We start from the raw sequence: 12,296 nt of genomic DNA, 5'->3' as shown, positions 1-12,296 counted from the left end.
CGGTGCCGCCGGCTCAACGCGGCAGCGGCAGCAGCGCCCCGGCGCGCTTGACGGTGCGGATGACCGGGGCGGTCTCCATCGTGCGGATGGCGTCCGACGACGCGATCCGCTCGGTCAGACAGCGGGCGAGGTCGAGGGAGTCCCGGCAGGTGACGGCGGCCACCAGGTTGGTCGGACCGGTGGTCATGGCGGCGAACGACACCTCGGGGTGGCCGGCCATCCGCGCGGCCACCGCGGCGAGCCGGGACGGCCGTACGGACATCCACAGGCGGGCCTCGGCGCGGAAGCCGAGGGCGGCCGGCGGGATGTCGACGAGCAGGGCGAGCACACCGGCCCGGCGCAGCACGGCCAGCCGCCGGCGCACGGTCGACTCGGACACCCCGGCCGCGGCGGCGAGTTCGGTGTGGCCGGCCCGTCCGTCGCGGGCCAGCACCTCGAAGAGCGCCCGGTCCGCGGGCCCGAGGACGAGCCCGCCCGCCTCGCCGCCCGACGGGTCCCCGGCCGGGTCGTCCGCGGACTGCGGGGTGAGCAGCGCGGTCTGCTCCGGGGTGAGCCGGGCCGGGCCGGCCGCGGTGCCGGGCAGGGCCACGGGCGTACCGCCGGGGCGGGCGGCACCGGAGTCGTGCGGCAGGCCGAGCAGCAGATGGGCGGTGACCGAGGTGACCCGGCTGGTCCGGGGGAGCTTGTGCAGCAGCAGGGCCTCGCCGCGCTCGGCGCTCGGTGTCTGGACGCTGCAGGAGATCTCGGTGCCGCCGGAGAGCAGATGGACGTAGGAGGTGTCCGGGCGGGCCGCGAGCGCGTCGGCGAGGGCGGTCGCCGCGTCCGGGGTGCACCGCAGCCGGATGGTCCAGGCGCTGTGGCCGAGCCGGGCGCCGTTGAACGCGCCGACGACGCGCAGCACGCCTGCGCCGCGCAGCCGGCGGTAGCGGCGGGCGACGGTGTTCTCGGAGACCCCGAGGGCGGCGCCGATGAGCCGGAACGGGGCCCGGCCGTCGATCTCCAGGGCGTGCACCAGCTGCTTGTCCACCGCGTCCAGCGTGACGGTTTCCGGCTTCATTCCGCGAAGTCTGCCAGCATCCGCCGCCGGGTGGCGACCGCAGGACGGCGGCCGGCGCCCCGGGCTGACTGTTGAACACATCATTCACAATAATTCGTTGACAACGAATAGGAGAAACAGCCACTCTGACGGCATGTCACCGACACGCGAGCAGCGACCGCGACCGTCCACCCCGTCCACCGAACCCGCCGACCCGTTCACACCCCCGGATCCCGGCCAGGCCCGTGCGCACCGTGCCCATGCCGCGCTCTTCCGGATCGCCGAACGCCATGCGGCCACCGACGAGCAGCGCCACCGTCAGACCCACCCCGCGATCCTCGGGCCCCACGAGGCGGTGCGGCTGGTGTCGTTCCTGCTCAGCGGGGCCGCCCGACTCCACGACGGGGAGGCGGAGGTGGACCGCGCCGACATCACCGCCGCGCTGAGCCTGGTGCCCATGGTGCGCGGGGAGATGGACGAGCTGGAGACCGGACTTCTCCAGATGGCCCGTGGCCGCGGTATGACGTGGCAGGAGATCTCCTTCGGCCTCGGCCTGGGCACGCCGCAGGCAGCCCGGCAGCGTTACGAGCGCCTGGCCGGCCGCACCGGCACCGACGGCGAAGGGGACTGAGACGGCGGCCGGCCCGGCCGCGCCGCGGGTAGGCCGCGCGGATGCCTGACGCCTTACCGGCGCTGCCCGCCGGCTACCGGGCGCGGCCGGCGTCCGCCGAGGACGTCCCGGCGCTCCACGGCCTGGTCGCCGCCTGCGAACACGCCCTGCACGGCCGGGCGCAGACCGACCCGGGCGCCGTCGCCGCCGACCTCCAACATCCGGGCTCGGTACCGGAGTTGGACACTCTGCTGGTCCACGACCGGGCGGGTCGGCCGGCGGCTCGGGCCCGGGTGAACCGGCGCTCCGAGGTGGACGTCCACCCCGCACACCGGGGCGGCTCGACGGTCCTCCGGAAGGCCCTGGCCGAGCCGGGACGAACCTCCTGGGCAGGCTCTAGCGCAGTGCCCAGTCCGGTCGCCAGGTACCCGCGTCGGGGCGGTTGGGGTAGCGGGAGGTGAGGTGGTCGCGGAGCGCGGTGAGCCCGGGGTGCGGGTTGTCGTCGCGCCAGAGCAGCGAGTGCGGGTAGACCGGGGTCGGGTCCCGCAGCGGGATGCGCCGCAGGTCGTGGCCGGCGGGCCAGACGAGCGGGGTCTGCTCGCCGAAGAAGCTCACCACCGTCGCGGAGTCCGCGAGGGCGTCGAGGAGGGCCTCGACGCCGAAGTCGGGGCCGATCGTGTCGATGGTGAGGCCGAACGCGGCGGCGAGATCGTCGTAGTAGGCGCGCCATTCCGTGCCGGGCGCGTTGGACGGCATCCAGATCCGGTGGCCGGCGAGCTGGGCGAGGGTGAGCGCCTGGGCGGTGGCGAAGGTGTGGGCCGGGCCGGCGCAGAGCTGGAGTTCCTCGTCGAAGACCGGGGCGGCCCGCACCTCGTCGGGCAGCCGGCGGCCGGGCCGGGTGACGGCGCGGAAGGTGGCGTCGATGGTGCCGGCCTGGACGGCGGCGACGGCCTCGTCGGCGCCGAAGAGGGTGACGACGTCGAGGGCGATCTCGGGGTGGGCGCGGTGGAACGCGCGCAGCAGACCGGCGGTCGCGGTCCGCCGGCCGACCACGTCGACGCGGAGCGCGCGGCTGCCCGGCCGGACGGAGGCAGCGGCCCGCTCCTCGGCCTGGAGCAGCGCGCGGGCGTGCGGCAGGAACGCCTGCCCGTCGAGGGTGAGGCCGGCGCCGCGCGCGGTGCGGGTGAACAGCCGCACGCCGAGCTCCGTCTCCAGGGCGCCGATGCGCTTGGAGACGGCCTGCTGGGTGAGCGAGAGGTCGACGGCGGCCTTCTGGAACTGCCCCGTCTCCGCGACCGCGACAAAGGTTCGCACAGCGTTGAGGTCCACGCCGCCCACCCTATAGGCACAACGTGGCGTTGTGGCTCGCCGACGTGGCGGTTGTTTGATCCGCCGGGCGGTCGGGGGCTTTGATGTCGGTCGCCAACGGGGAACCCGGTCAGGACCGCGCGGCAGGTGCGCCATATGTGGGTCTGATCGGGGGAATTGGTCGGATTGGGCGCATGCGCGGGGCGAGGGCCGGGATCAGCGGCCGGAACCGGCGACTCCCGTCGCGATACGGGCGGCGGTAGCGACCGGCGGGACAAGGAACAACCATTGGTTGTGCAGCGCCTGTCAGCTGGTGCCCGTCCGAGCCACCCGGCCCCGTTGACGCAGTCGGCCACCCAGGCCCGTCCCGGCTCCGGCCGGGCGGGCCGCCCACTCGTCCCGGAGGTGACGCAGCCGTGCCGGACTCCTTCGTCCATCTGCACAACCACACGGAATACTCCATGCTGGACGGCGCGCAGAGAATGGCGCCGATGTTCGCCGAGGTCGCCCGGCAGGGGATGCCGGCGATCGCCATGAGCGACCACGGGAACATGTTCGGGGCCTATGAGTTCCAGCAGGTCGCCAAGGACTTCGAGGGCGTGCGGCCGATCATCGGCATCGAGGCGTATGTGGCGCCGTCCTCTCGGTTCGCCCGGAAGCAGGAGTTCTGGGGGCCGGGCGGGCGGCGCGCGATGAGCGACGACGGCGAGGGGTCCAAGGACGTCTCCGGGGGCGGCCGCTTCACCCACATGACCATGTGGGCGCGGAACGTCCAGGGCCTGCGGAACCTCTTCTGGCTCTCCACACAGGCGAGTTACGAGGGCCAGTTCCCGGCCGGCAAGCCGCGGATGGACCGGGAGCTGATCGCGCAGCGGCCGGCGGGCATCATCGCCACCACCGGCTGCCCCTCCGGCGAGATCCAGACCCGGCTGCGGCTGAACCAGTACGCGGAGGCGAGGGCGGCGGCCGGTGCGTACCGGGAGATCTTCGGGCCGGAGAACTACTTCCTGGAGCTGATGGACCACGGTCTGGACATCGAACGGACCGTCCGCGACGGTCTGCTGCGCCTCGCCCGGGAGCTGGACCTTCCGCTGCTGGCCACCAACGACGCGCACTACGTCACCGAGGACCAGGCCGACGCGCACGACAACCTGCTGTGCATCGGCGTCGGCAAGAACAAGAACGACCCGGGCCGCTTCCGCTTCAACGGCTCCGGCTACTACCTCAAACCGGCCGCCGAGATGCGCCGCCTCTTCGCGGAACTCCCCCACGCCTGCGACAACACCCTGCTGGTCGCCGAGCGCGTCGAGCCCTACGACGAGGTCTTCGACCACGTCGACGAGATGCCGCAGTTCCCCGACGTCCCCGAGGGCGAGACCCAGGAGTCCTGGCTGCGCGGGGAGGTCCTCAGGGGCCTGGCGATGCGCTACGGCGACCCCGTCCCGGCGCACGTCCGCACGCGGTTCGAGACCGAGATGGCGGTCATCGGCCCGATGGGCTTCAGCTCGTACTTCCTGGTCGTGGCGGACATCTGCCGGTACGCGCGGGAGAACGGGATCCCCATCGGTCCGGGACGCGGTTCGGCGACCGGCTCCCTGGTGGCCTACGCCACCCGCATCACCGAGCTGTGCCCCCTGGAGCACGGCCTGCTCTTCGAGCGCTTCCTGAACCCCGAGCGGATCAACCCGCCCGACATCGACCTCGACTTCGACGACCGCCAGCGCGACCGGATGGTCCGCTATGTCACCGAGAAGTACGGCGACGCGTACACCGCCATGGTCAACACCTTCGGCAAGATCAAGGCCAAGAACGCGATCAAGGACTCCTCGCGCATCCTGGGCTATCCCTTCTCGCACGGCGAACGGATCACCAAGGCCCTCCCGCCGGACCAGAACGGCAAGTCCGCGCCGCTGGCCGCGCTCTTCGACCCCGCACACGAGCGGTACGCGGAGGCCGGCGAGATCCGGCGGATGTACGAGAGCGAGCCGGACGTGCGGAAGGTGATCGACACCGCCCGCGGCGTGGAGGGGCTGACCCGCGGCACCGGCGTGCACGCGGCCGCGGTGATCCTGTCCAAGACCCGGCTGACCGACCGGATCCCGCTGCACATGCGGGCCGCGGACGGCGCCCGGATCACCGGCTTCGACTACCCGTCGTGCGAGGCGATGGGCCTGGTCAAAATGGACTTCCTGGGGCTGCGGAACCTCGGCGTCATCGACCAGGCCCTGGCCAACATCCGGGAGAACCGCGGTGTCGCCCTCGCCACCGTGGACCCGATGGACGGCGACCCGTCCACCGTCGTGATCCCCCTGGACGACGCGAAGACGTACCGGCTGCTGGCCGCGGGCAACACCTTCGGCGTCTTCCAGCTCGACGGCGGCGGCATGCGGGCCCTGCTCAAGCTGATGGAACCCACCCGCTTCGAGGACATCGCGGCGGCCAACGCCCTCTACCGGCCGGGCCCGATGGCCGCCAACGCCCACACCAACTACGCCCTGCGCCAGAACGGCAAGCAGGAGCCCACCCCGATCCACCCGGAGCTGAAGGACGCCCTGGAGCCGATCCTCGGCTCCACCCACCACCTGCTCATCTTCCAGGAGCAGATCATGGCCATCGCCCGGCAACTGGCCGGCTACACGCTCGGCGGCGCGGACATGCTGCGCCGGGCGATGGGCAAGAAGAAGCCGGAGGTGCTGGCGGCGGAGTGGGAGAAGTTCCACGGCGGGATGCGCGCCAACGGCTACTCCGACGAGGCGATCCGGGCGCTGTGGGACGTGATGCTGCCGTTCTCCGGCTACGCCTTCAACAAGTCCCACACCGCCGGCTACGGCCTGGTGTCGTACTGGACCGCCTACCTCAAGGCGAACTACCCGGCCGAGTACATGGCCGCCCTGCTCACCTCCGTCGGCGACGACAAGGACAAGGCGGCCGTCTATCTCGCCGACGCCCGCAAGAACGGCGTCCGGGTGCTGCAGCCCGATGTCAACGAGTCCGTCGCGGAGTTCACCGCGATCGGGGACGACGTGCGGTTCGGGCTGCGGTCCGTCCGCAACGTCGGCGACGGTGTCATCGAGGCCGTCGTCGAGGCCCGCCGCCGGAAGGGGAGATTCACCTCCTTCGCCGACTTCGTGGACAAGGTGGAGCTGCCCGCGCTGACCAAGCGGGCGGTGGAATCCCTGGTCAAGGCCGGTGCCTTCGACTCGCTCGGCCACACCCGCAAGGGGCTGACCGCCGTCCACGAGGCCGCCATCGACGCGATCATCCCCGTGAAGAAGGCGGCCGGCTTCGGCCAGGACGACCTCTTCGCCGAACTCGGCGGCGGGGACGGCGGCGGGCCGGCCTTCGGCCTGGACCTGCCCATCGAGGAGACGGAGTGGCCGCGCCGCCAACTCCTCTCGCTCGAACGCGAGATGCTGGGCCTCTACGTCTCCGCCCACCCGCTCGACGGCGCCGAGCACATCCTCGCCGGCGCCCGGGACTGCTCGCTCGCCGAACTGCTCGCCTCCGGCCGCACCACCGGGGAGGTGCGGCTGTCCGGGCTGATCACCGGCGTCCAGCGCAAGGTGACCAAGCAGGGCAACGCCTGGGCCATCGTCACCCTCGCGGACCGGGACGCCGGCATCGAGGTGCTGTTCTTCCCCGCCGCCTACCAGCTCGTCCAGCAGGCGCTGACCGAGGACACCGTCGTCACCGTCAGGGGGAGGCTTGAGGACCGCGACGGCACCCTGAACGTCTTCGGGCGCGAACTGGGCGTCCTGGACGTCTCCTCGGCCGAGGACGGCGGGCGGCCGCCGGTGCGCCTGGCGTTCCCCGTGCACCGGATCACCGCGGACGGGGTGCGCGAGCTGAAGCGGATCCTCGCCGACCATCCGGGCGAGAGCCCGGTGCACCTCAGCGTCCGCGATCCCCGGCGGACCACGGTCTACGCGCTGGGCGCCACGGTGAACGCCACCGGCCTCGCCTCGGACGTGAAGGGCGCGTTCGGCGCCGAGGCATGGGCGGGTCCGGCATGACGGCCGGCAGCACGGCGGGCGCGGAGCGGCCGGCGACCGTGACGCTGCGGATGCCCACGTCCGCTCCCCCGCCCTGTCCGCGCTGCGGCACCCCGGTGCTCCTGGTGGCCCGCTATCCCCACTGCTGGCACAACCGGTCCGGGGCGCGCGTCGACGGCCTCCGGGAGAGCGTGCTGTGCCCTGGCTGCGACAGCGGTGACCCGGCGGCCGACGGTCTGCTGGCGCTGTTCACGGGGGCCGAGGCCGGGACCGAGACCGGGATCGACCGGCACGGCCCGGCCGTGCCCGGCGAGTTCGCCAGCCGCCTGGATGCCTGGCTGACGGCCGTACGGCGCCGTGTGCCGCACGAGGCCGCCCGGGCCGCGGAAGCCGAGGAGGCCCGGTGGCGGGCCGGCGAACTGTAGCCGCCGGCAGGCCAGTTCCGTAAATGGGCGCCCCGACCGGGGACAGGGGCTCCTGGTCGGGGCTGATCGGGGGGGCCGTCAGGGCAAGGGTCGGGGGTCAGTCGGGGTCAGAGGGTGGTCAGGTCCACGGCGGAGGCCATGGCCAGGTAGCCGGCGTCGCTGGGGTGCAGGCCGTCCTGGGAGACATAGCCGGGGCGGGTGCGGTCGGGGTGCTGGGGGTCGGTCAGGACCCGGGCGGCGTCGAGCACGGCGTCGTAGGCGTGGCTGGTGCGGATCCAGTGGTTGAGCTCGCCGCGGGCCTCGATGCCGGCCGGGTCGGTGAACGGGAAGACCGCACCGGCCAGCGGGGGAAGCGTGACGCCGATGGCCTTGATGCCGCGGGCGTGCGCCTCGCGGATCAGGGCGCGATGGCCGTCGATCAGCTGGCGGGCGGTCACCGGCCGGCTGTTCTCCCCGCAGGAGTCCCCGTCGGGGAGCCGCGAGAGGTCGTTGGCGCCGAGGTGGACGAAGACGGCCCGCAGCCCCGCGTGGCCGCGCAGCTCCCGCACGAAGCGGGCGGTGCCCTTCTCGCCGAAGCAGGGGGAGTCGTGGAGCAGCCGGTCGCCCGCGAGGCCGGCGTTGGCGATGCCGGTGGGGCGGCCGGCGGCGATGAGGCGCTCGGCGAGCTTGTCGGAGAAGCGGTCGTCGGTGCCGGGGCTGGTCCCCACGCCGTCCATCAGGGAGTCGCCGAAGACCAGGACGGACGCCGCGGAGTCGGGGCCGGCCGCGAGCACGTCGGCGCCGGTCAGGTAGTACCAGGCGTGCGAGGTCCGGCGGTCGAACGCCGCGTCGGCGGTGCTGTCCAGCCAGTCGCCGGGGGCGCGGTAGGACGTGGCGGTGGTGAAGCGGTGCATGGTGGCCGGGCCGGTGGGGGTGGTGAAGCGCAGGGTGACGGTGAGCTTTTCGAGGTTGGCGGTGGGCAGGGACACCGGGTCGGTGACGGCGGTGCCGCCGGCGGGGACGGTGCGGGAGCGGGCGTGGTCGAAGGTGAGGGCGCGGGCGGTGCCGGGGCGCGCCTTGGCCTGCCCGTCGGACCTGGCCACCGTGGCACCGGCGAGGTGCAGCGGCCGGGTGCCGTAGGCGTTGGAGAAGCGGAGCCGGAGCGCGGAGCCGCCCACGCTCAGCCGGATCACCTGGCGCAGGCTCTCGTCCTGGAACCCCTCCCGGGACCAGTTGGCCGCGCCGTCGGCGCCCTTGGGGTCGTCGGTGTGGTCGGTGTAGTCCGTGGCCTGCTGCATCGTGGCTCCCCAGGAGGCCGTCCACTGCTGCGCGGTACGGGCGGCGGTGCGGGGGCCGGGGGACGCGGCGCCCGCCGTCCGCAGGGCCGGGTCGGCGGGGGAACAGGCACCGGTGAGCGCCGCGGCCAGGGTGGTGGCCAGCAGGGCGACGGCCGTCGCGCGGAAGGGACGGACACCGGTGTGCGGGTGCCGGCAGGCGGGGTCGGCCGCGCTGGGGTGTCGGCGCCGCAGTCGCATCGGAGCTCCTTGTGTGTGGTCGGTTCGTGTGCGGATGTCACCCCCGTTGTGGTCGTGTCCGCCAGCAGAGCTGACGTAGCGTCAACTTCCGCTGGGCGCGGACGGTCTGCCCGGTATGCAGTGCGGGACGTGGTGCTTGCTGTAGTAGGTGGCGACGGACAGCAGGATCGCGTTGGCGCTGCGCAACTCGTCGACCTCCCGCTCCAGTTCCGCGATCCGGGACTCGGCTCGCGGCGGGCCGGCGAGGCCGGTCGGGCCGGCGGCGTCGGCGTCGACGAGGCGGACGTGGTGGACGGGGTGGCTGCGGGCGGATTCGGGCATGGATCTCTCCTCGCTCGGGGCTCGGGCGGGATCGGGCGCGGTGCGTGTGGTGCGGGCTCAGGGGGGCGAGGCGCGGGGCGCGGGTGTCGCGCCCGGCGGCCGGCCGACGGGGCGGCGCCGGCCGGGCCGGCCGGATCAGTCGCGGCTGAAGCGGCGCAGCACGGTCGCCGCGAAGACGACGGCCATCAGGGCCGCGGCCACCGTGATCGTCATCGGCGGCTGTACTTCGGCCAGTTCGCTGCTGTCGCGCAGGGCGCCCATGAAGTCGAAGATCGGCAGCCCGTTGGCGACGGAGTACCACAGCGGTACGTAGACCGCCTGGAAGAGCCGGTGGGTGCGGCTGAGCGTGCCCAGGGCCATGGCCAGCGACGGGATGAACAGGGCGCCGCCGGTCCAGCCCGCCAGGGCGAGCCAGTCCCCGGCCGCGATCAGGCGGATGAGGGGGCCGATGCCGGCCACGACGGTGACGGTCAGGCCCGCGGCCCACTCGGCCAGTACCCGGCGGCGCACCGCGGGGTAGGCGGCGAGCATGCCCTCGACGCCGTGTTCGTGGCGCTGGGTGCCGAGCCGGGACCAGATCAGGACCGGCCAGATCCAGGACAGCGGCAGCATGACGCGGGTGATGCCGTGGATGGCCGGGGCGGTCAGCCCGCAGATCATCAGGAAGGCGGCGCCCAGCCACCACCACCAGCGCACGCCCTGGAGGAGGATGCGGACCTCGCCGGCCCACAGCCGCAGGGTCACCGCGCCCGGTTCCGGGCGGGTGCGCAGCACGCTGCCCACGGTGGGCCGGGAGGCGGCGGGCCCGACCTCGTCGACGAAGACCGGCTGGACGCCGCCGTCGGCCGCGTCCTGGACCTGCTGGGCGGCGGGCCGGTGCCGGCGGCTGCGCGCGGGGTCGAAGCGGCCGAACCACAGCGTCGGGAGCAGCGCGATGAGGGCGGCGATGAGCAGCAGGGTGATCCGGCCGAGGACGTAGCCGGCGGTCGGTGTGAACCCGTGCCAGGTGAACAGCCCCAGCGGCTTGTCCAGATAGGTCAGGCCGAGGCTGAACGCGCCTGTGACGTCGATGTGTTGGGCGACCATGTCGGTGTACATGGACTTCACCACGCTGTTGACGCCGATGCCGTCGAGCGGCAGCCCGGGGCCCTGTCCGGCGGTCGAGACGACCAGCCAGATGCAGAACCACAGGATGTTGCCGACGCCGGTGCGCAGCACGGGCAGCGACTCGAAGAGCAGGGCGCAGGCGGCGGTCAGCGCGACCAGCGGCAGCGCGATCAGCGCGAACGGCTGCCACAGGGCCACCAGGTCGAGGTCCGTGGACTCGCCGCGGGCCAGCTGCATGACCAGGGCGGTGACCGCGAGCACCCCGAGCATGGAGGCCAGCAGCAGCAGGTTGCTGAGGAACTTGCCGGCCATGTACGCGGGGGTGCGCAGCGGGGTGGCGGCGAGCAGCTGGCCGACGCGGGTGCTGCGGTCGCGCTCGATGGAGTTGCGGACGATGTAGAAGCCGCCGAGGGTCAGCCACAGGCCGGCCGCCAGTGCCGTCACCATGCCGACGTAGGCGCTGTTGTAGATCCCGCGGTGATCACCGACCTGCATGATCATCCATTTGGCGTCCGAGGACGGCACTGCCACGTATCCGAGGGCGACGGCCGCGGCCAGCACCACGAGGTAGGCGGGGCGGCGGATCCGGTCGCGGAAGTCGGCCACCGCGAGACCGGTGAGCATCTGGAGCACCGCGTCACACCGCCCCGGCCCGCAGCGTCCGCCCGCCGAAGCCCTGGGCGGGCCGGCCGCCCTCGGCGGACCGGATGATGCCGAGGTAGGCGTCCTCCAGGTCAGGCGTGAGCGGGGCGGCGCCCTCGTAGGGCTGTTCGTTCGACAGCAGCCGGATCCGGACGCCCTCGGCGGTGCGCACCAGGCGGCTGACGATGTACTGCGCCTGCACCGCCGGCACGGAGGACGGGTCGACCAGCACCTCCCACACCTGGCCGGCCACCGAGCGCAGCAGGTCCTCGGGGGAGCCGCGGCGCTGCAGCCGGCCGCCGGCCAGCACCGCGATGTCGGAGGCCACCGACTCGACGTCGGAGACGATGTGGGTGGAGAGCAGGACGACCTTGTCGGCGGCCAGGTCGCTGAGGAGGTTGCGGAACCGCACCCGCTCCTCGGGGTCGAGGCCCGCGGTGGGCTCGTCCACGATGATGACCTGCGGGTCGGCGAGCAGCACCTGGGCGATGCCGACCCGGCGCAGCATGCCGCCGGAGTACTTGCCGAGCGGCCGCTTGACCGCCTCGGTGAGGTTGACCAGCTCCAGCAGTTCGTCGATACGGGCCCTGGCGGTGCGGGCCGAGACGCCCTTGGCCGCGGCCATGTACCGGAGGAACTCGCGGGAGGTGAGGTTCGGGTAGACCCCGAAGTCCTGCGGGAGGTAACCGAGCGCCCGGCGCAGGGTGTTGGGGCGGGCCACCACGTCCTCGCCGTGGAAACGGACGGTGCCGCTGGTGGGCCGGGTGACGGTGGCGGCGATCCGCATCAGGGACGACTTGCCGGCTCCGTTGGGGCCCAGCAGGCCCACCATGCCCGGATCCAGACGGAGCGTCAGGTTGTCGACGGCGCGTTTGCCGCCCTTGTAGACCTTGGTGACGTCGACGAGTTCCAGCACGGTTCAGCTCTTGCCGCTCAGGGTCTGCTCGCCGTCCTTGGACACCGCGATGCCCTTGGGGACCTCGACCTGGAACTTGGCGTCGCAGATGGCGATGCCGCTGCAGCCGGCGTCGATGTCGAGGGTGTTGCCCTTCAGGACCCACTTGAGGTGCTCGGTGCCGGCGGCGGAGTCGAACCAGCGGGTGACCTTGATGTCCTTGCGGTCGGCCGCGACGATCTTGGTGGCGACCTCGTGCGTGGTCACGTTCAGCGACTTGCCGGAGTAGGCGAAGGTCTTCGTCACGGGCTTGGCCTTCGAGGCGTCCACCGAGCAGCCGGTGAGGCCGAACGCGGCGACGACGGCCGCCGCGGCGGCGACGAGTGTGACGGGCCGCTTCGCGCGGGCGCTTGAGAACATCGGTTCCTCCAGGGTTACGGGCGGTG

The 12,296-nt window shown here is 73.1% G+C and carries 11 protein-coding genes; 3 read left to right on the top strand and 8 right to left on the bottom strand.

What is annotated here, in order from left to right:
• Positions 1-13: 13 nt before the first annotated feature.
• Positions 14-1,057, bottom strand: coding sequence for an Lrp/AsnC family transcriptional regulator (locus tag B073_RS0120670; RefSeq protein WP_018539987.1), 1,044 nt, complete (start codon positions 1,055-1,057; stop codon positions 14-16).
• 133 nt (positions 1,058-1,190) lie between these two features.
• On the opposite strand from B073_RS0120670, the gene B073_RS0120665 reads away from it, so the two are divergent.
• The gene (locus B073_RS0120665; RefSeq protein WP_018539986.1) at positions 1,191-1,667 is read left to right on the top strand and encodes a hypothetical protein; all 477 of its coding nucleotides are present in this window, start codon (positions 1,191-1,193) and stop codon (positions 1,665-1,667) included.
• A gap of 53 nt (positions 1,668-1,720) precedes the next feature.
• Here the strand turns inward: B073_RS0120665 and B073_RS46535 are convergent, their stop codons facing one another.
• Both B073_RS46535 and B073_RS0120655 read right to left on the bottom strand, forming a co-directional pair.
• Complete coding sequence (locus B073_RS46535) at positions 1,721-1,906, bottom strand: hypothetical protein (protein WP_158690169.1); 186 nt, start codon at positions 1,904-1,906, stop codon at positions 1,721-1,723.
• A 136-nt stretch (positions 1,907-2,042) separates the two neighbouring features.
• On the bottom strand, positions 2,043-2,975 hold the full coding sequence (locus B073_RS0120655; protein ID WP_018539984.1) for a LysR family transcriptional regulator: 933 nt from the start codon (positions 2,973-2,975) through the stop codon (positions 2,043-2,045).
• 395 nt (positions 2,976-3,370) lie between these two features.
• Here B073_RS0120655 and dnaE point away from each other — a divergent pair, with 395 nt between their 5' ends.
• Together dnaE and B073_RS0120645 are read left to right on the top strand one after the other, a co-directional pair.
• Positions 3,371-6,967, top strand: a complete 3,597-nt coding sequence (gene dnaE / locus B073_RS0120650; protein WP_018539983.1) for a DNA polymerase III subunit alpha — start codon at positions 3,371-3,373, stop codon at positions 6,965-6,967.
• On the top strand, positions 6,964-7,371 hold the full coding sequence (locus tag B073_RS0120645; RefSeq protein WP_158690168.1) for a DUF6300 family protein: 408 nt from the start codon (positions 6,964-6,966) through the stop codon (positions 7,369-7,371). Before dnaE ends, B073_RS0120645 begins: the two co-directional genes overlap by 4 nt.
• 107 nt (positions 7,372-7,478) lie before the next feature.
• On the opposite strand, the gene B073_RS40535 is transcribed toward B073_RS0120645, so the two are convergent.
• From B073_RS40535 to B073_RS0120620, 5 genes are all read right to left on the bottom strand, one after another.
• A complete protein-coding gene (locus B073_RS40535) occupies positions 7,479-8,885 on the bottom strand; it encodes an SGNH/GDSL hydrolase family protein (protein WP_018539981.1) in 1,407 nt (468 codons plus the stop codon).
• An 81-nt stretch (positions 8,886-8,966) separates the two neighbouring features.
• Complete coding sequence (locus B073_RS0120635; protein WP_018539980.1) at positions 8,967-9,206, bottom strand: hypothetical protein; 240 nt, start codon at positions 9,204-9,206, stop codon at positions 8,967-8,969.
• Between the two features lie 135 nt (positions 9,207-9,341).
• Positions 9,342-10,937, bottom strand: coding sequence for a hypothetical protein (locus tag B073_RS0120630; RefSeq protein ID WP_037812236.1), 1,596 nt, complete (start codon positions 10,935-10,937; stop codon positions 9,342-9,344).
• Positions 10,938-10,950: 13 nt separating this feature from the next.
• Positions 10,951-11,871, bottom strand: coding sequence for an ABC transporter ATP-binding protein (locus B073_RS0120625; protein ID WP_018539978.1), 921 nt, complete (start codon positions 11,869-11,871; stop codon positions 10,951-10,953).
• Between the two features lie 3 nt (positions 11,872-11,874).
• A complete protein-coding gene (locus B073_RS0120620) occupies positions 11,875-12,270 on the bottom strand; it encodes a hypothetical protein (RefSeq protein WP_018539977.1) in 396 nt (131 codons plus the stop codon).
• Between the last annotated feature and the right edge of the window lie 26 nt (positions 12,271-12,296).

Source organism: Streptomyces sp. MspMP-M5 (assembly GCF_000373585.1).
In the GTDB taxonomy this organism is placed as follows: domain Bacteria; phylum Actinomycetota; class Actinomycetes; order Streptomycetales; family Streptomycetaceae; genus Streptomyces.
This window is presented reverse-complemented; position numbering and strand designations above follow the sequence as displayed.

Excerpts from the sequence above, each read along its gene's own strand:
- B073_RS0120670 (WP_018539987.1), bottom strand. The coding sequence starts at position 1,057 with ATGAAGCCGGAAACCGTCACGCTGGACGCGGTGGACAAGCAGCTGGTG.
- B073_RS0120665 (WP_018539986.1), top strand. The coding sequence starts at position 1,191 with ATGTCACCGACACGCGAGCAGCGACCGCGACCGTCCACCCCGTCCACC.
- B073_RS0120645 (WP_158690168.1), top strand. The coding sequence starts at position 6,964 with ATGACGGCCGGCAGCACGGCGGGCGCGGAGCGGCCGGCGACCGTGACG.
- B073_RS40535 (WP_018539981.1), bottom strand. The coding sequence starts at position 8,885 with ATGCGACTGCGGCGCCGACACCCCAGCGCGGCCGACCCCGCCTGCCGG.
- B073_RS0120635 (WP_018539980.1), bottom strand. The coding sequence starts at position 9,206 with ATGCCCGAATCCGCCCGCAGCCACCCCGTCCACCACGTCCGCCTCGTC.
- B073_RS0120630 (WP_037812236.1), bottom strand. The coding sequence starts at position 10,937 with ATGCTCACCGGTCTCGCGGTGGCCGACTTCCGCGACCGGATCCGCCGC.
- B073_RS0120620 (WP_018539977.1), bottom strand. The coding sequence starts at position 12,270 with ATGTTCTCAAGCGCCCGCGCGAAGCGGCCCGTCACACTCGTCGCCGCC.